Genomic DNA, 18,231 nt, shown 5'->3' on the forward strand with positions numbered 1-18,231 from the left:
GCCAATCGGGCAAATCGGCTTAAAAACTATTTCGCCGGTGTTTCAAACATGAATGCGAGCTTCCAGGCATCACCTTCTTTAACGTACGCATTGGTCTGCCATAGAGCGCCGTTCTTTTGTCCGTCGCAGGTTCCATCGCTGGAGCCTTTGACAGTCAACAGTTCGACAGTAGGCGAGAGCATTGTAGCAAAGCCATCGGTGACTGATACTTTTGTTATGCCTTCGCACTTCATAGTTTCGGTCCACATCTTGATGACGTTGGCTTTACCGGCAAGCCATCCACCCATGGGATCAACAAACGCCATGTTGGACGAGAGGATCTCCTCAAACTTCTTGGCATCTTTTGCCTTGAAGGCTTCCCATCCGGATGTGTGTATTTTGACGAGAGCTTCGGTGTTGGCACTTGGTTTCGGAGCCTCAACCGGAGCGGCCTTATCATCTTTCTTGGCCTCGTCTTTCTTCACTTCGTCTTTCTTAGCCGTATCTTTAGAAGCTTCTTCCTTCTTGGCAACTTCTTCTTTCTTAGTAGCCTCAGCTTTCTTAGGCTCTTCTTTCTTGGCTACATCCTTAGCAACATCAGCTTTCGCGTCCTTAGCGACGTCAGCCTTAGCATCATCTTTTTTACCTTCTTCTTTCTTGGCATCGCCCTTTGGCTGAATGATGTCAGTTTCGCCGTGCCATGCAGCTTGCCACTTGTCACCGCTGCGAACCCAAATCGTTGAGGCTCGTGAGGGCTTCATATCGACCGTTTTGCCGCCTTCGGTACACTTGCCTTCGGTTTCATTTTTGTATGCGAAAGCATATGTATCATTGTCGATCTTAGAAAGCTGCGGGTCGCTGAGCTTTACGCCATCTTTGAAATCGCATTTTACGGTCTTAACCCATGCAAGGAATCCAGCCTTGTTTATATGCTCTTTGCCCATCGACATTACCATCTTGTCTGACAGCATGGTTTCAAAGTAAGAAGCATCCCCCTTTGCATATGCCTCGGTGGCCTTTTTATCCATATCGAGCAGCATTTCAGCCGTCGGTGCCGCAGGAGCAGCAGGTTTTGTGTTAGTATTTGCGACATTGGCAGGCTTATTTTCAGCCGCACCGCCGCAAGCAGCAAAGGATACTGCTACGGCCGTCATCAATAAAAATGTATAGACTTTTTTCATAGTATTTTCTCCTCAAGGTATTAGAATCAAAAAACAGAAAGCCCGAGGGTTTTCAATATTTGTAAAAACCAATCGAGCGTTCCTCTAGTCGTCCTAATTGCGTATAGTTTAAACACCGATACAACATATTGTCAAGCATTTTTTGCAAATATTTTGGCTTTAGTGAAGGATTCTCGATTTTTGGACCTCATCCAAGGTCGCGTCGCAATTGCGCTTCAAAAAGTCATTGATCTCTTGTTTGGTCATGCCTTTTTCTTCGGCAACGCGTATGAATTCTTTGATCGCCTGCTCAAGTTCTGAGAGCATTCCTTGCATCACTTCTTCATGTTCTTTGGGCGGAGACATTTTTGTGGTTTGTGTTCTCTGACTGCCCAATGATAGGCGAAGTGAGTTTGGAACTCAAAACGTTAGTGTTTGAAATGGCGAATCCCGGTAAATGCCATCGCGATGCTGTGCTCGTTGGCGGCAGTGATCGATTCGTCGTCCTTGATCGAGCCGCCGGGTTGGATGATCGCCGAAACACCAAAACTCGCGGCTTCATCGACGTTATCGCGAAAAGGAAAGAACGCGTCGGAAGCGAGAACTGCGCCTTTTAGCGGCAGTTCAAATCGCTCGGCACGCACTGCCGCGATGCGAACTGAATCGACGCGATTCATTTGCCCCGCACCGACGCCGAGCGTCTGATGTTCATTGGCAAAGACGATGGCATTCGATTTTACATGTTTGCAGGCGGTCCAGGCGAACAGCATAGCCTTGATCTCGCTATCGGTTGGCTGGCGGGTTGTAACGATGTTTAGATCGTTGATCGAGAGCCGATGCAGGTCGGCGTCCTGAACGAGAAAGCCGCCGGAGATCTGCTTGTATTCAAAGTTGCTTGAGCCCTTACTTACATGCGGGCTACTGAAACGAAGAACCCGAAGATTTTTCTTAGTTTTGAATATCTCAATGGCTTCATCATCAAATTCTGGAGCGATTATTACTTCGGAAAATACTTCGATCACGGCTTTTGCAGCTTCTGCATCGACCTTTTGATTGAATGCCACAATGCCGCCGAATGCAGAAACCGGATCGGTTGAAAGCGCTCGTTTGTAAGCTTCTGAATTTGTTGCTCCGACGCCGACGCCGGAAGGGTTTGTGTGTTTTATGATCGCGACAGCGAGTTCGTCGAAGTCCTGAACGAGATTCCACGCGGCTTCGGCATCGACGTAGTTATTGAAAGACAATGCCTTGCCGTGAAGCTGCTCGGAGTTTGCAATGCCATCTTCTCCGGTTTTGTAGAGAGCCGCTTTTTGATGCGGGTTTTCGCCGTAGCGGAGATCAGTGACGCGGTTCAAGTGCAGACCGAGTCGATTCGGGAAATGTCCGGTGGCGGTGTCCATGGCTTTGGAACGAACATTTTCCCACAACTCGTCACCTTCGTCCGGGGGCAGCTGCCGTGAAAGATAGGCCGTGATGACCAGATCATAAGTAGACGTTCGGCTAAAGGCAAAAGCGGCAAGCCGACCTCTGGTTTCCAACGACAAAGATCCATCGTTAGCGCGGAGTTCGTTGACGATGTCATCGTACAGGAAAGGATCCGTCACGACAGCAACATCGCGCCAGTTTTTTGCTGACGAGCGAATCATTGCGGGGCCGCCGATGTCGATGTTTTCTACAGCTTCTTCGAGCGTGACGCCGTCTTTTGCGATGGTTTGTTCGAATGGGTAGAGGTTGACGACGACGAGGTCGATAGGCTCGATGCCGTGTTCGGTCATTGAGGCGACGTGTTCGGTGTTGTCGCGAAGGGCTAGGAATGCCCCGTGGATCTTTGGATGAAGCGTTTTTACGCGGCCGTCCATCATTTCGGGGAAGCCGGTTACATCTGAGACATCAGTGACAGCGAAACCGTTATCTCGCAGGAACTTTGCCGTGCCGCCGGTGGAAATGATTTGAACATTAAAATTGGTTAGTGCCGTCGCAAGTTCTGCCAGACCGGTTTTGTCCGAAACGCTGATCAAAGCCCGTTTTATTTTCCTTAGTTCACTCATAAAAACTAAAAGTATGCCTTCTGAAAGGGACTAATGTCTTCTCTTCTGATCTATTTGTTTCATGTCCCGGCTGTCCAAAGTATCCCAGGCGTCCCGCGTGTCCCACCACTTTTTTCACTCAAATCGTGTCTATACCGTTCCACCTACGTTCCACCTGTGAGTGGAACGTGTAAGTGTCCAGTTTTACTGGAGTTGCGACGTTTTTTGGCCTCCGTTCCGCGATTTTTTGAAAAATTGTGGCACAGCGTGCCGCAAATTCGTAATTACAGCAAATAAAGGCGTTGCAGCCATTCCACTATTGCGATAACGCCGACCTTTAGTGGAACGCTTCACGCTGAGTGTATCGCCCACACCAACGTGCGGACCAATGGATTTCTGAAATAGGTTGTCGGTTTGTGACGCCATATGAAACACAATGTTGCATGTATAGGATAACATGCTTTGATGCAAATTGGAATACTTCGCAGGAAAATTTTATCCCGCAAAGACGCCAAGAACGCAAAGTGAGACAAAAGACAAAAGATAAAAGAGAAAAGATAAAAGATAAAAGATAAAAGACAAAAGGCTGCCGAACCTACGTTCTGACAACCTCTTACGCAAAATTTTGTTATACGTTCGGGCAGTTCGCCGCGGTGTTTTGCGGTACGACCGCAGTGATCTTGCTTCAAGCCGCACTTTTAGAAAAAGAACCTGCCTAAAAACAAAAGACTTAACACAAATACGAGAGCGTAAATGACAATTTTGATTAGACTCATAAAATCCTCTATCCTGAAGTTACGCCTGCGTGCAAAAGAGCATTCTAGTCCTCTTTTTTACCCAATGTCAAAAACTTTCCGCTCATTTCTATTTGTTTTTGCCGCAGTCGTTCAGATTTTACATTTTTTTAACGACTTGAGTGCTCAGGACGTCAAAGCGTTTATCAAAATTGATTCTCAAGCCCCAACAAAGGTTGCCATAAGCGGCAGATTTCTGAAGTGGGGCGATATTAAGAACCTGTCGTTTTTGTCAAATTTAGGCGATATTTCAGGTCTGGGCGACAGGATTTCGAATGTCGAGGTCTTTGATAAAGATGATCAACGGATCAATATTCGCCGCATGATGTCCGGAGAATATTTGGCCGAATCTGCGTTTACAAAATGGTCATATCGGGTTGATCTTACGCCGCGTAAAGAGCCATTTGCGGCGGCTCATATTTCATGGCTTGCTAATGGCGGATTTTTGATGCTCAATGATCTACTGCCGCAGTTTGACCGAAAAACAGCGGTGGCAATTGGATTCACTTTACCAAGGGATTGGGTTTTTGCCGACACAGAGAAAATTTTCAGTCCTGATACGCTTTGGATTCCAAACCCTGAAAAGGCAGTTTTCATAATAGATACACACGAAGCTCCGAGAAGGCTGTCGGTGAGGCAGAGGCTCGAACTTAATATTTCGGGGAATTGGCTTTTTTCCGACGAGAAGGCGTCGGAGACGGCCACTTCGATTTTTTCCGAATATGAGCGGCTTTTGGGGGTGTCTCCCGCAGGTGAATTTATCGTCGCGATTCGCAAATTTCCCCGTTCTACGGCAATTGGCACATGGGAGGCAGATACGCGGGGTCGCACAATAACGATCATTTCTTCCGACGCGAATTTCAAATCGCAGTCCTTGCAACAACTCCACGAACAAATGCGGCATGAGATGTTTCATCTTTGGATACCGAACGGTGTAAATCTGAACGGGAATTATGATTGGTTTTATGAGGGTTTTGCTTTGTATCAGTCGCTTAAGACGGGTGTTGCGTTGAATCGAATTCGATTTGATGACTATCTTGATACGCTTTCGCGGGCATATGATATTGATAAACGACTAGGACAGAAACTTTCGTTGATCGAGGTTTCGAAAAATCGTTGGACCGGCGACAACAATACGCGGGTTTATGCTCGTGGGATGCTGGTTGCGTTTCTATGCGATCTGGCGTTACTTGAAAAATCCAAAGGCAAGCAGTCGGTCACGGATATTTTGCGAAAATTTTATGAGAAACATCGTCCGCCGAGCGCCGAAACAGATGGCAACACCGCAGTTCTCGCACTTCTTCGTTCTTACACCGAGTTGACGCCGATGATCGAGAGGAACATTACCGGAGCAGAAAGCGTTGATTGGAATAGCTTTATCAAAGCGGCGGGATTGGAAGTCGATTCGACAGATCAAACCACGAATTTGAAAGTCACCGTAAAACCAACAGGCAGGCAAAAGGATTTATTGGATAAGTTAGGTTATAATAACTGGCGAAAACTATCTTCGAAGTAATAATGAGAAAAAATTATTTCGCATTAACGGGATTGATCTTAGCGGGTCTTGTTCAGCTGGGCTGCGGCGTGTTTGACGGCAGTTTGCTTGGGCCGAGCGACACCGCCACCGTCATAACCAAAACAGCGCAAATACGCACTTCTTATTCTGTAGTCGCTGCCGATCTGCTCGAAGTGAAGCGTGGTGACCGGCTTGAGGTGATCGATCAAGTAGATTTTGAGAAGGTTCCCTGGTATCGTGTGCGGGCATACGATGAAGCTCAAACGGAGGGCTGGATCGAGGCTCAGAACATCATAACCAGCGACACGCTCGCCAGATCTAAAAAGTTAGCAGAAGATTTCAAAGACCAACCGCCCCAAGCCGCCGGAATAATCCGCTCAGGCTCAAACCTGCGCTCAGCACCGGATATGAGTCCGGAGAACGTACTGTTCAAACTTGCCCACAGCTCGACGTTTGAGATCATGACTTGGAAATTTGTGCCAAAGCAAGAGGTTCCCGACGTTGACGATGCTCCAAAAGGCCAGCAGAAAACGGGCAAGCGCTCCAAAAACGAAGAACTCGAAGCAGCAAAGGAAGGCGAGCCGGAAAAGATCGAAGATAAATACGATATCTGGTATCTGGTGCGACTTGATCCGTCGGTTTCGCCTGCTCCGGCAGGTTGGTTGTTTGGGCGGCAGGTGGAATTGCAGGTTCCTAGTGATATTTCATTTTTTCAGCAGAACAACCGCAAATTTGTCACATGGCAGCGGCTTGACGCCGATTCTGCAAACAAGGTCGGCGTAGGCGACAAATCGCTCGCTCCAGGCAGCTGGGTGATCCTTGCACGAAGCAATTTCTCAAAACCTATCGACGGCGTTGAGCCTGATTTTGACAGTATTATGGTTCTCGCATTCGACAAGTACGACCAGAATTATTTCACTGTTTGGCGAAATACACCTTCGACAGAAGTTTGGGGCACACTGCCTCTAAAGGTTGATGGCAAGGGCGATAATAAGACGTTTACGGTCACCTTGCGCAACCCTACATCGGGACAAATGGACGAAAAGAAATTTGTTGTATTTAAAGATAAAAATCGTATGCGTGTTACGCCGCCCGAAGATATCGCTCAATACCAATTAAAGGCTACAAAGTGATAGAGTCACCCGAAAATCCATTTTCCGAACCAGTCGAGATCGAGATAACGGACTCATTTGATCTCCATTCTTTCAGCCCAAAAGAAATTCGGGCCGTGGTCGAGGTGTACCTTGAAGAGGCACATAAAAAGGGCTTTTCAACAGTCAGGATAATTCACGGCAAAGGTGTCGGTATCCAGCGTGAAATTGTGAGGAAAGTGTTGTCGGAGACTGATTTTGTGAAGTCCTTCAAAAATGCTCCGGAGTTTTCAGGCAGTTGGGGAGCGACAATTGTGGAGTTGGACGTTTAGCGTTCCTCGATCACATCGGCCCAGACCTCTTCCGGTTTTCTCGTTTCGGAATAAGCGGTTTTGAGCAGTTCATTTTGCTCGAACAGATGTTTTCGCGCGGTTTCGAGCTCTGTTTTGAGATCTTCGGCTCTGCGTTCGAGAGCCTGCATGTGTTTTCGGCGTTCGCTATACATCCTCTCAACGTAGTACATATAGGTGAACTGCAGCCCAACTACCCCGACCAAAACAAGCGACAATCCTATGAGAACGAACACCAGCATAATTCAAGAGTTACAAATTCTTTTCTCGAATTATACTCTTGACCTCGGCTAAAGGAAAAGTAAGAATCTAACCATAGTTGCAGTCACAGGAAGAAAAGAGCATGCGTCAAGATATCGTTAATTTGTTTCCAGAAGCGCCGACCTTTGACCGCCGTGAATTTCTTGTAACGTCAGTACTTGCCGCCGGCACATTTGCTGCAGCGGTTCAGCCAATACAGGCGCAAACGCAGGTAAAGACCGATGACAAAGCCTTGATCACCGGTGAGGTTAGGATCCCTGTATCCGATGGTGAAATGCCCGCATATCGTGCAATGCCGGACAAAAAGGGCACCACGTTTCCGGTTGTGATCGTCGTACATGAAATCTTTGGTGTTCACGAATGGATACAGGATATATGCCGACGATTTGCAAAGCTTGGTTACTTGGCGATTGCTCCGGCATTGTATGCGAGGCAAGGTGAGGTCAAGGATCTAAAAGATGCACGCGAGATCAACCGCGCGGTCTATTCAAAGATTCCGGATACGCAATCGATGGCCGATCTGGATTCGACGGTAGTTTGGTCCGCTAAGAACAGCGGCAACATCGACAAGATCTCGATCACCGGATTTTGCTGGGGCGGACGCATAGTCTGGCTTTATTCTGCACATAATCCGAGAGTTAAGGCGGGTGCAGCTTGGTATGGACGGGTTGTGCCGACGCCGAATTCGCCCGTCAGCGCTTTACAGCCGACGACTCCGATCGATCACGCAAAAGACCTGAAAGTTCCAGTGATCGGGCTTTACGGCGGACAGGACAAAGGAATACTAGTGGAAGGCGTCGAGCGAATGCGAGCCGAACTAAAAAAAGGCAGTTCAAAATCTGAGATCGTCGTTTATCCAGATGCTGACCATGGCTTTCACGCTGATTACCGTCCCACATACAACAAACAGGCCTCGGACGATGCGTGGAAAAAACTTCAGGCGTGGTTTAAGAAACACGGCGCTATTTGAGTTTTTTTAAGTTCAAGATTCAATGTTGGAAACAGAATCTTGAACCTGTAACTTTGAAACTAATACAAAATGAATACACCTAACTTAAAACTGCTTTATACATTACTGTGCGATGACGTCCGTGTTGAGATGGGCAACAAGATCTCTTTGATGGGGATATTTCAAAATATCATGGTCGAGAAGCTGCCGGTCTCATTGATCAAATTCGCAGTCATTAATCATTGGACAGGACAGGGAAGTCACGAAACCGAGATCAGGGTTCTTTCACCAGACAAATCAAATCTGGTAGTGACATCACAACCGACAAAGATAGAACTGGCTGAGGGCGGCTTTACGGATAACGTCAGTTTTTTTGTTAATGTTGTTTTTCCAAGTGCCGGAACCTATTGGATCCAAACCATTGCAAATACCGTTGTGCTGGACGAATTACCGCTTATTGTTGCTGATGCTAACAACATGGAAGCAATGCGTCCGGCAGACGAAATTTCTGAAACAGTAAACTGATCTCATTCCGATCAAGCGGTGCAGACGTTTCGGCGCTAAATTAAAAAGGCTTCATCCGTATGGATGAAGCCTTTTTCGTTAACTAGATCCGATCTTGGCCCTTTACGGTACCGCGATCATATCTGTATTTACAGCCTGGCTGGTGACGCTGATCGTCAGCGGCGTGAACGCTGCGGATCGCGAATCAACACTGATCGTATATGTCTGCCCGACCTGAAGTCCACCGAATCGGTAATAGCCAAATCCGTTAGACAAGATCGAGCGGCTTTGGCCGTTTAGATCGGTCAACACGACTCGAGCGTTTGAAACGCCTTGTCCCATCGCCGTTAACAGCTTTCCGTTGATCTCAGCCTGATTTGGTGCCGCTGCGGACAATTCCACAAGGCCGTCTCTTGTCAGTGATCGTGGATTGCCTTCGTTAAGCATCATGCGTTCCCAGATGAGCGTTGATGTCGATCCCGGAGCTCCGACTGCGGTGAATCTGAGGTTCATAAGAACTCCGTTTCCACTGAGCGGTGTAGGTCCGTAGACGGCAACCCTCAACAAGCCGGGCGTTTCCGTATTGGTTACCACCGACAGCCTGCTGCTGATCGTTCCGACCAGATCAACCGGAGCGGCCTGAGGTTGTATCACCTGAGGATCATACCTGAGATCGAACTCGTAAGAGATGATTCCCTTATTAGTCGATCCTTGAACGGCCACCGGTATAAGTACCTCGTTGTCTGCCGGTGTCACCAAATGCGGAACCGCAACAGAGGTTGAACGTTCCGGGCCGCTATTGACGCTAGCCGGGCGGAACGACGATGGATCACCCCAGTTACCAGATACATCGCCCATGAGCAGTGCACTGTAATCTTCGCTTGCGAGGCTGCTGGTTATGGACGGATAGGTTCGGGTTGCTGGGCTAAATCTCCATGTTCCTGATGATCCATGTGTCGGATTTGCAACGGCATAGCGTGCGACCAGAGCCGCGTCGAATGAAGAGACGCCGCCAGTGCCGCTAACATCCGATACCGTTAATTGAGCAACGTTAAGGTCAACGGCTCCCACTGCATATTGAGCAACAAGTGCTGCGTCAAATGATGTGACAGCTCCGTTTACCCCGCCAGTTTTGGTAGGCGTGACCGTGTAAGAACCTGCTCCAAATCCAGTAAGTGAATATGTGCCCGGTGCGGCCGTAGTATCGGAAATAAACGGACTGCCGGCTGCACTTATCAGAACACCCGGTACAAAACGTGTTGCGGGTCCCGGAAGAAGCGAGTTGCCATATGTAACCGTTCCCGATATAACGGCAAGCGGTGTCGGCGTGTAGGTTGCCGTTGAGGTCGGAGTAAATGTTTCCGTTGCTGTCGCAGTCGGAGTAAATGTCTCCGTTGCAGTTGCAGTCGGTGTGAATGTCTCCGTAGCCGTTGCAGTCGGTGTGAACGTCTCCGTAGCCGTTGCAGTTGGCGTGAAGGTCTCCGTTGCAGTTGCAGTCGGAGTAAATGTTTCCGTCGCAGTTGCAGTCGGAGTAAATGTTTCCGTCGCAGTTGCGGTCGGAGTAAACGTTTCCGTTGCTGTCGCAGTCGGTGTGAATGTCTCCGTAGCCGTTGCAGTCGGTGTGAACGTCTCCGTAGCCGTTGCAGTCGGTGTGAACGTCTCCGTAGCCGTAGCAGTTGGCGTGAAGGTCTCCGTAGCCGTTGCAGTCGGAGTAAATGTTTCCGTCGCAGTTGCAGTCGGAGTAAATGTTTCCGTCGCAGTTGCGGTCGGAGTAAACGTTTCCGTTGCTGTCGCAGTCGGTGTGAATGTCTCCGTTGCAGTTGCTGTCGGAGTGAATGTCTCCGTAGCCGTTGCAGTCGGAGTAAATGTTTCCGTCGCAGTTGCGGTCGGAGTAAACGTTTCCGTTGCTGTCGCAGTCGGTGTGAATGTCTCCGTTGCAGTTGCTGTCGGCGTGAATGTCTCCGTAGCCGTTGCAGTCGGTGTGAACGTCTCCGTAGCCGTTGCAGTTGGCGTGAATGTCTCCGTAGCCGTTGCTGTCGGAGTGAAGGTTTCCGTTGCAGTTGCTGTCGGTGTGAACGTTTCCGTTGCGGTAGCCGTCGGCGTGAACGTCGCAGTTGCAGTCGCTGTCGGACAGCCTAGAGCAGTGTAATGAACATTGCCGTTAAATACTCTTGGCGTGAAAGTGCTGCCGAAAGGATATACCTTTCCGACTCCTTCGCGGATCTGGATATTGGCATCGCTGGCAAAGACATTACCCACAGCAGTACCTGGTGTGTATTGCATTGAACCCTGCGATGTCGTGTAAGTTATGTAGAATGCATAGGTCTGTCCCGCCGGGATCGTTATATCTACCGGGATCGGCACAGCGGTCGCTACGCCTCCACCATTGGCAACCACACCTGTGTAAGTTCCGATCAGGGTCCAATCGCCTGCCGTGTTTTCGGATCCGACATGCGTTCCCACCTTGTAGTAAATTGCAAGCGGCTCATTGTTCTCAAGGTTCTCGTCAAACGAGTCGATCTCGATCGTATTGACAGCGGTAATATCGAACATATTCCCGTTATTACCTGCACCGCCCGCAAATGTCGTCGTCAGCGGCGATATGTTGCAAACAGGCGTCGGCGTTGAGGTAGCTGTGCTTGTCTCAGTCGGCGTAAATGTTTCCGTTGCAGTCGAAGTTGGTGTGAACGTCTCCGTCGCGGTTGCCGTAGGAGTGAACGTTTCCGTCGCGGTCGCAGTTGGCGTGAAGGTCTCCGTGGCTGTAGCGGTTGGAGTGAATGTCTCCGTTGCAGTCGCAGTCGGAGTAAAGGTTTCCGTAGCCGTTGCAGTTGGGGTGAACGTCTCCGTTGCGGTAGCTGTCGGCGTAAATGTCTCCGTGGCTGTAGCTGTTGGAGTAAACGTTTCCGTCGCAGTAGCCGTTGGCGTAAATGTTTCCGTCGCAGTTGCTGTCGGAGTGAATGTCTCCGTTGCTGTTGCTGTTGGCGTAAACGTTTCCGTAGCCGTTGCAGTCGGTGTGAATGTCTCCGTAGCCGTTGCTGTCGGTGTGAATGTCTCCGTAGCCGTTGCTGTCGGCGTGAATGTCTCCGTAGCCGTTGCTGTCGGAGTAAATGTTTCCGTTGCTGTTGCCGTCGGTGTGAACGTCTCCGTCGCAGTTGCAGTCGGAGTGAATGTTTCCGTCGCAGTTGCCGTTGGGGTGAACGTTTCCGTCGCGGTCGCAGTTGGTGTGAAAGTCTCCGTGGCCGTAGCGGTTGGGGTGAACGTTTCCGTCGCGGTCGCAGTTGGTGTGAAAGTCTCCGTGGCCGTAGCGGTTGGAGTGAATGTCTCCGTTGCAGTAGCCGTTGGTGTGAACGTTTCCGTAGCGGTTGCTGTCGGAGTTGCCGTTTCCGTTGGAGTGAATGTCTCCGTAGCCGTTGCAGTCGGAGTGAATGTCTCCGTAGCCGTTGCAGTCGGAGTGAATGTCTCCGTAGCCGTTGCAGTCGGAGTGAATGTCTCCGTCGCTGTTGCTGTCGGAGTGAATGTCTCCGTTGCAGTTGCTGTTGGCGTAAACGTTTCCGTAGCAGTCGCAGTCGGAGTGAATGTCTCCGTTGCTGTCGCAGTTGGAGTGAATGTCTCCGTAGCTGTTGCAGTTGGTGTAAACGTCTCCGTCGCGGTCGCGGTCGGAGTAAATGTTTCCGTCGCAGTAGCCGTTGGCGTAAATGTTTCCGTAGCCGTCGCAGTTGGAGTAAATGTTTCCGTAGCAGTCGCGGTCGGAGTGAATGTCTCCGTAGCAGTTGCAGTTGGGGTGAACGTTTCCGTTGCAGTTGCAGTTGGAGTAAATGTCTCCGTTGCAGTTGCCGTAGGAGTGAACGTTTCCGTCGCGGTCGCAGTTGGCGTGAAAGTCTCCGTGGCCGTAGCGGTTGGAGTGAATGTCTCCGTGGCTGTAGCGGTCGGAGTGAATGTCTCCGTTGCTGTTGCCGTCGGTGTGAATGTTTCCGTCGCGGTTGCTGTCGGAGTTGCCGTTTCCGTTGGAGTAAATGTCTCCGTTGCAGTTGCTGTCGGAGTAAACGTCTCCGTAGCCGTAGCGGTCGGTGTAAATGTTTCCGTAGCTGTTGCGGTTGGTGTCGGTGTATCTGTTGCCGTGCTGGTCGGAGCAGCAGTCGGCGTATTTGTAGGCGTCATGCACGCGCTGTTTGTGCCCAGGATCTGGAAACCCTGATCCGGCGCCGTTGCGTCGATCGCACAAGTTGCTCCTCGTTCTGCCCAGCTCGTACAAGCCGGAATTCCAGAACCGCCATTCGGATTTTGCCAAACAGCAGCCGCATTAGATTGGGCCGTACGGTTCGTCCATGCCCATTGACCGCCTGGTGTGAAATCCATTCTCACCTGAACTGATACCCAATAGGTGCCTGAATTGAGCACCAAACTCGACGGAAGGGCTATCGTGAAAGCATCTCCGACATGTGTAAACGACGCACCGGTAAATGAACCGCCCGGAACTACTGCACCCGGTGAACCCGACGCATTGGCATAGAACGTTACGTTGAACGAATCTGCCGGTCCTGTTCCATTGAAGAACACGCCGTTTGCGACAACTTGCTGGACAGTCCATGTCTCGCTTGCCGGGACAACGAAGTCATCGGCACCCTGATTGTCGAATGTGTCGTTAGCCGCCTCGAAGTCTTGGGAATTAGTTCCATTCGCTCCTAAATTATCAGATTGATCGTAGAGGATACCCTCACAAGCAGGGGTACTTGTTGCCATTGGTGTCGCTGTGTTCGTCGGCGTAAAAGTCGGCGTTTCTGTCGCCGTATTTGTTGGCGTCGCGGTCTCGGTCGGCGTAAATATCTCCGTTGAAGTCGGCGTCGGGGTATCGGTTGCCGTATTTGTTGGTGTATCAGCCGGTGTCGGCGTATTGGTAGATGTATTGGTCGGCGTCGAACATGCGCTGTCGATCACCAGCGAGAACGCACGTGCTGAACCGGTGTCCTGTGCTGCATTGTCGCTGATATTGATCGTCCAGTTCCCAGTTGGATTTTGTCCATCAAACGCGCTCATTGCATTATTTGGCGAAAATGTTCCCGTCGGGAATGCGTTATTTGTGGTCGTGCCCGTTGTGTTGCACTGGACTTCGACAGCCGGGAATGCGCCGTCGTCATCCAGCAATATCTGCGCAAGATTGTTGTTACTGCACCCGTTCGCAGAGGCCGGAGCACCTGGCCGGTCAAGCACCGTTACCGTAGTTCCGCCAGGTGACGTTACCTTTACTATCAGGTCACCTGCCCACGAATGGTTAACACCAGGCGTAGTAGATAACGGATCGGCACTCTGCGTGCCGTCAAAGCGGAAATTAACATCCGTTATGCTTCCGATCCCGCTCACCGGGATGATGAAATCAATACCCGCTGGAATGTTATCAGTTATTGCGACTGCGGGTCCGGTGTAGCTAAACGTGTTCCCGCAAGTCGGTGTTGCCGTCGCGGTCGCTGTAGCTGTTTCCGTCGGCGTTGCCGTTTCCGTTGCGGTCGCCGTTGAGGTTGCAGTAGGCGTCGGCCCAGGAGGCTGAAACGCTATACCCTGACTAAATTCAAACCAGCCTGGATTTGTAGTGTGGGCCGTACTTCCGTCAGCCAGATCGGTAGCGCCGGTGCCGCCATACCACAGTGTGCCGACACGATTAGTCGCTCCAGGTGTGGTCGCCACATAGCCGATCTCGATAACTATTCGGTCTCCAGCCAGCGCCGTAACTGCGGACAACGACTTCGCCGCTGAAGGAGCCCTTCCCGCCGCTGTTGTCGTCCACTCGTCACCGTCGTTGTTATTTCCAAGTAGGGTACCTCTTACTGTTGTCCCGTCATTACTTACCACATACGCATGGATGCGGTATGCCATATCAGCATCGGTGTTATTTTCTTGAGCACCGATCACCCAGTCTAGAGTTGATGCTGCTGCGATGGTCTGAGCCGCGAGCGGTTCACCAACGAGTTTGTAAACCAGAACATTCGTTGTCGAAGTGGAGCCAGGCTGTACGCCTCGACTGGATATTGCTCCTGACTTTGTTCGTGACAGAACAAATGTTGGGGCTCCTGCCGTTACGCCCCAGGTTCCTTGATTAGTAGTGGTAACTCCTGAAGCAACATTCTGCAAATATAAACGGGTTCGGGTTATAACTCCGGTGATCGTCTGCGGATTTGTTCCGGTTACACCGTCAGCATCGTTATACGTCACTCTTACGTCATAACTCGTTCCATTTGAAAGTCCGGTTATCGTTGTTGTGTAGGGTGATGCGACGTGTGCTGCTGCTGTGACGTGATTTGTCCAGCCGCCATTTGTCGGACAGTCCGCAGATGTCAAACAGTAGTCAACTGTGTAAGTGTTGTTCGCATTTGAGTCCAGAGTGTAAGGCATCGATACGTTTATCGATGAAATGCTTGCCGTAGTAGCTGTTGCGGTGCCTGCTGCGGTCGCAAGTGAACTTGCTACATTGAGAATACCTGTCGTGCTGCTGAAATAGGTATCCGTTTTGTTAGTCGCAGCACTGGCATTGGATCCCCATGAACCCGGAACTTGAGCGGCGCCTGCCAAAGTAAGCGAGTTAACGTTCACAGAAAGTCCCGCGCCGATGTTTGCCTTAGCTACGCTGTTTCCGATGTCGAGATTGCGGCCTACAGATACAGGGTTCGCGGCCGTTATTGACTTCACTCCAGTTCCTGAGAAACCAAGATTGCTGTAAGCCTGGACCTTAACGGTCTGTGCGGCACCTGTGTAATTTACTGTGTTTCCGGCGGTTGTTGTGGTTAGGGTTGTAATCGGAACCGTGGCTGGGACGATATTTATCGTGCTGGTTGCCGTCGCGTTATTGAACGAAGTGATCGTTCCCGAACTATTAAGATTAACTACCCCGCCTGCGTTGTTGGTTATACCTGCTATCGTTCCCGAACCATTGAGATTGATAGTTCCGGTATTTGTGAAATTAGCAAGGGTAGTGGTAGTTGTGCCGCTACCTGTGCGCTCGATGATTCCGGCATTTGCTAAGGGAACGGAACAAGTGCCGACAATGTTCAGTGTTCCAGTTGAACTGTTGGTTAAGAGGCTTCCTCCTGAAAGCGCAGTCGCTACCGTAAGCGTTCCATTATTAGCAGTTGTTCCGCTGATAGTAAGATTTGGGATCGCGACGGCATTTGCACCGCCGATTGTTTTATTTGCTCCGGTAAAAGTGTATATTCCCGAACCGGCTGTAAAAGTGCCGTCATTTTGCAGGCTTTGTGCCGCACCGTTGAACGCGAAATCTTCATTAACGGTAGCGTTCCACGCTCCGCCGCTGTTTACGGTTATATTGCCCGTAAATGTCTTTGTGCCTGTTGTGCTGCTGTGTGTGAGTGTGCCGTCAATTGACGTCGCGCCTGTTACCGAAAAGTCAGTTCCGCCTACGTTGAGTGTCGAACCGGTGCCAACCGTGAGTGTTCCGCCAACTGAAACTGTTCCGGCAGGCGTTTTAGTGCCGGTGCCGCTAGTGCGAAGCGGTCCGTATGTAAGAGCACTGATTGTCTGCGCAGCCGATGCACTGTAATCAACGGTTAAATTGGTCAATGTGTCCGTTGTAAATGGATACTGGGTGTTATAGTCAGCCGTAGCAGCCGTTCTGGTGACCTGAATAACTCCGGTACCCGTGATCACGTTTGTCGTCCCGCCGATGACGACCGAAGCCGCCGGGCTGAACGTTGCATTTCCGTTGACCGTAAATGTTGTATTGACGTTAAAATTCGTGTTTGCTGTGATCGTCGCCGCGGCTGTCGGCGTGAGAGTTAAATTATCGAACGTCGTTGTAGAAGCCCCGCCCATTGTCTGAGCCGACCCGCCATTGAGAACTACGTTGAGGTTGTCGGTGCCGCCACCTGCTGTCGAGTTAGCAGTAAATGTTCCGTCATTAGTAAAATTTCCACCAACATTAAGGGTGTGCGTATCATTTCCTCCGGTGTCCAGCACCCGCAATGTGCCTCCGCCGTTGATAAGCACTTCGCCCGTTACGGTTAGTGCGAAGTTTGTGGTGCTGGCGAGAGACAAAATTCCGCTCGCTCCACCTCCCACTTGTACTTCTGCCACCGTATCAGCTGCGGCAATGGTGACAGTATGTCCATTCGCGATACAAACTACGTCGCTCGGCCCCGGTTCACCACTTGGTGTCCATGTGCCCGCCGTTGTCCACGTTCCTGTCCCCGTACTTGTTTTTGTACAAGGTGCAAAGAACATCGCTGTCGGTTCCAGGGCGCTGTTTGTCTCAGCCTCTGTTTGGGCGCTGTTCTGCTCGGTGGCGAAGCCTAGAAAGGACGCGACGGAGTCTAGAAAAGCAAAGCCGGTGCCGGTTGAGGCGTTGGCTGAGATGACGAGCGTGAATCCGACTACAACGGCTAAAGCCGTGCTGCGGACCAATGAAAGGCGAGAAAGTTTAGTGCGTTTGAACATAAATAACTACTTCCGGTGAAACATCCGATGCCGTTTGAGGTAAACAGAAAGAGCGATAGCGATCTTTTTGCTGCCTCTTTAATGAATAAGCGGCTTTTTTCTTTAGAACCTGCCAAAATCGCGCGGTTGTTGCGCAAAATCAACAGAGAAAAAGACACACAATTCAAGTTTTTTTCCAAAATTCACCTATTGGCGCGCGCAAAATAGATAAATCTTTATCGCAAAAAAAAGATCGCGATAACTTTACTTAAAGTAAAACCCCTTGATATAACGTTTCCGTCAGACTCATTCTCTTGAATACAGCGGTCAACAGGCTGTTCAGCCTGTCATTTTACGATGCTCGTATAAGAGGATGAACTTAAGTCTACTGTTATGAGCAAGCAATCGCATCAGAATTTGCGATAGTTTTCTTGGCGTGAAGTATTAGTTGAAAGGGAAGTGTGAATCGGCAAATTGTGTTATTTGGCTGGCACAATTCTCCTATATAAGTGTTCGTGACCAGTTATTGAAAACCTATTTATCAGAGCGAGAAATGTCGAAGTTGAGAGCAATTCGATAAATTGCAGCAGAACTGACCTCGATAACCTTGCTGGCCGTTCGATCTTTGTACTTTGCTGTAAATCGGTATTTAGCCGTACCTTCCGGCTGTCGATAGGTGAATTCGCCGGAAATATTAGTATAAACCGCGGGAAATGAGCGGGTTGTTCCATCGGCGTTTAGCTTTTCGACCTCGACCTTTGCTCCGGTGACGCTTGTGCCGTCTTTAAAAAACACACTGCCTTGGATGAGTACCAGCGTGCCTTTATCAACAACCAGGATGAGGCGGTCGCCGAGATCGACTTTTTTATTGGGTCGGACCTCAATGTTATACCTGATCGCGGAGGCATAGCCGACTTTATCGAAAACAAAGTTATAAACACCGGTTTCGAGATTGTTGAATGCGAACTCGCCTTTTTTGTTAGTCGTAACTGTGCTGATATCCTTAGAATCTTTTCGAGCCGTGACGCTTACATCGGCGATGGCTTCGTCGCGGTTGTTGCGTACCTTGCCCTTTGCTCCGCCGGTACTTTGGGCTTGTGCAGTGAACGGTAAGCAGTAGGCAGTAAGGAGAAAGACGAATGTACAACGCACAATGCACAATGCGCAATGCCTAATCCTGAC

Annotated in this window: 12 protein-coding genes; 6 read left to right on the forward strand and 6 right to left on the reverse strand. The window is 50.0% G+C overall.

Annotated elements, in window-relative coordinates; translation table 11 throughout:
- Positions 1-26 precede the first annotated feature (26 nt).
- From IPL32_12210 to purH, 3 genes are all read right to left on the reverse strand, one after another.
- A complete protein-coding gene (locus IPL32_12210; protein ID MBK8466586.1) occupies positions 27-1,160 on the reverse strand; it encodes a nuclear transport factor 2 family protein in 1,134 nt (377 codons plus the stop codon).
- 159 nt (positions 1,161-1,319) lie between these two features.
- Entirely contained in the window at positions 1,320-1,505 is a 186-nt protein-coding gene (locus IPL32_12215; GenBank protein ID MBK8466587.1) for a hypothetical protein, read from the reverse strand.
- Positions 1,506-1,567: 62 nt separating this feature from the next.
- On the reverse strand, positions 1,568-3,187 hold the full coding sequence (gene purH / locus IPL32_12220; GenBank protein MBK8466588.1) for a bifunctional phosphoribosylaminoimidazolecarboxamide formyltransferase/IMP cyclohydrolase: 1,620 nt from the start codon (positions 3,185-3,187) through the stop codon (positions 1,568-1,570).
- 819 nt (positions 3,188-4,006) lie between these two features.
- Between purH and IPL32_12225 the strand changes: the two genes are divergently transcribed.
- From IPL32_12225 to IPL32_12235, 3 genes are read left to right on the forward strand one after another with little or no spacing between them, the layout of a single operon-like run.
- Positions 4,007-5,476 carry a hypothetical protein gene (locus IPL32_12225; protein ID MBK8466589.1) on the forward strand — a complete coding sequence of 490 codons (1,470 nt, stop codon included), beginning with the start codon at positions 4,007-4,009 and terminating at the stop codon, positions 5,474-5,476.
- 2 nt (positions 5,477-5,478) lie between these two features.
- Positions 5,479-6,609 (forward strand): hypothetical protein, encoded by a 1,131-nt coding sequence (locus tag IPL32_12230; protein ID MBK8466590.1) that lies wholly within the window; start codon positions 5,479-5,481, stop codon positions 6,607-6,609.
- Complete coding sequence (locus IPL32_12235; GenBank protein MBK8466591.1) at positions 6,606-6,899, forward strand: Smr/MutS family protein; 294 nt, start codon at positions 6,606-6,608, stop codon at positions 6,897-6,899. The genes IPL32_12230 and IPL32_12235 overlap by 4 nt, the downstream gene beginning before the upstream one ends.
- On the opposite strand, the gene IPL32_12240 is transcribed toward IPL32_12235, so the two are convergent.
- On the reverse strand, positions 6,896-7,159 hold the full coding sequence (locus tag IPL32_12240) for a hypothetical protein (protein MBK8466592.1): 264 nt from the start codon (positions 7,157-7,159) through the stop codon (positions 6,896-6,898). The two genes, IPL32_12235 and IPL32_12240, sit on opposite strands and share 4 nt — an antisense overlap.
- 101 nt (positions 7,160-7,260) lie before the next feature.
- On the opposite strand from IPL32_12240, the gene IPL32_12245 reads away from it, so the two are divergent.
- Together IPL32_12245 and IPL32_12250 are read left to right on the forward strand one after the other, a co-directional pair.
- Complete coding sequence (locus IPL32_12245; protein ID MBK8466593.1) at positions 7,261-8,148, forward strand: dienelactone hydrolase family protein; 888 nt, start codon at positions 7,261-7,263, stop codon at positions 8,146-8,148.
- A gap of 69 nt (positions 8,149-8,217) precedes the next feature.
- The gene (locus tag IPL32_12250) at positions 8,218-8,652 is read left to right on the forward strand and encodes a hypothetical protein (protein MBK8466594.1); all 435 of its coding nucleotides are present in this window, start codon (positions 8,218-8,220) and stop codon (positions 8,650-8,652) included.
- A gap of 102 nt (positions 8,653-8,754) precedes the next feature.
- Here IPL32_12250 and IPL32_12255 read toward each other — a convergent pair whose 3' ends face one another.
- Entirely contained in the window at positions 8,755-17,070 is an 8,316-nt protein-coding gene (locus tag IPL32_12255; protein MBK8466595.1) for a proprotein convertase P-domain-containing protein, read from the reverse strand.
- 27 nt (positions 17,071-17,097) lie between these two features.
- Here IPL32_12255 and IPL32_12260 point away from each other — a divergent pair, with 27 nt between their 5' ends.
- The gene (locus IPL32_12260; GenBank protein ID MBK8466596.1) at positions 17,098-17,277 is read left to right on the forward strand and encodes a hypothetical protein; all 180 of its coding nucleotides are present in this window, start codon (positions 17,098-17,100) and stop codon (positions 17,275-17,277) included.
- Positions 17,278-17,583: 306 nt separating this feature from the next.
- On the opposite strand, the gene IPL32_12265 is transcribed toward IPL32_12260, so the two are convergent.
- Entirely contained in the window at positions 17,584-18,201 is a 618-nt protein-coding gene (locus IPL32_12265; GenBank protein MBK8466597.1) for a carboxypeptidase regulatory-like domain-containing protein, read from the reverse strand.
- Positions 18,202-18,231: the final 30 nt, after the last annotated feature.

It is taken from the genome of Chloracidobacterium sp. (assembly GCA_016711345.1).
GTDB lineage: Bacteria > Acidobacteriota > Blastocatellia > Pyrinomonadales > Pyrinomonadaceae > OLB17.

Bases quoted from the DNA above. Each gene is read 5' to 3' on its own strand.
- IPL32_12210 (MBK8466586.1), bottom strand. From the start codon at position 1,160: ATGAAAAAAGTCTATACATTTTTATTGATGACGGCCGTAGCAGTATCC.
- IPL32_12215 (MBK8466587.1), bottom strand. From the start codon at position 1,505: ATGTCTCCGCCCAAAGAACATGAAGAAGTGATGCAAGGAATGCTCTCA.
- purH (MBK8466588.1), bottom strand. From the start codon at position 3,187: ATGAGTGAACTAAGGAAAATAAAACGGGCTTTGATCAGCGTTTCGGAC.
- IPL32_12225 (MBK8466589.1), top strand. From the start codon at position 4,007: ATGTCAAAAACTTTCCGCTCATTTCTATTTGTTTTTGCCGCAGTCGTT.
- IPL32_12230 (MBK8466590.1), top strand. From the start codon at position 5,479: ATGAGAAAAAATTATTTCGCATTAACGGGATTGATCTTAGCGGGTCTT.
- IPL32_12240 (MBK8466592.1), bottom strand. From the start codon at position 7,159: ATGCTGGTGTTCGTTCTCATAGGATTGTCGCTTGTTTTGGTCGGGGTA.
- IPL32_12245 (MBK8466593.1), top strand. From the start codon at position 7,261: ATGCGTCAAGATATCGTTAATTTGTTTCCAGAAGCGCCGACCTTTGAC.
- IPL32_12250 (MBK8466594.1), top strand. From the start codon at position 8,218: ATGAATACACCTAACTTAAAACTGCTTTATACATTACTGTGCGATGAC.
- IPL32_12255 (MBK8466595.1), bottom strand. From the start codon at position 17,070: ATGTTCAAACGCACTAAACTTTCTCGCCTTTCATTGGTCCGCAGCACG.
- IPL32_12260 (MBK8466596.1), top strand. From the start codon at position 17,098: ATGCCGTTTGAGGTAAACAGAAAGAGCGATAGCGATCTTTTTGCTGCC.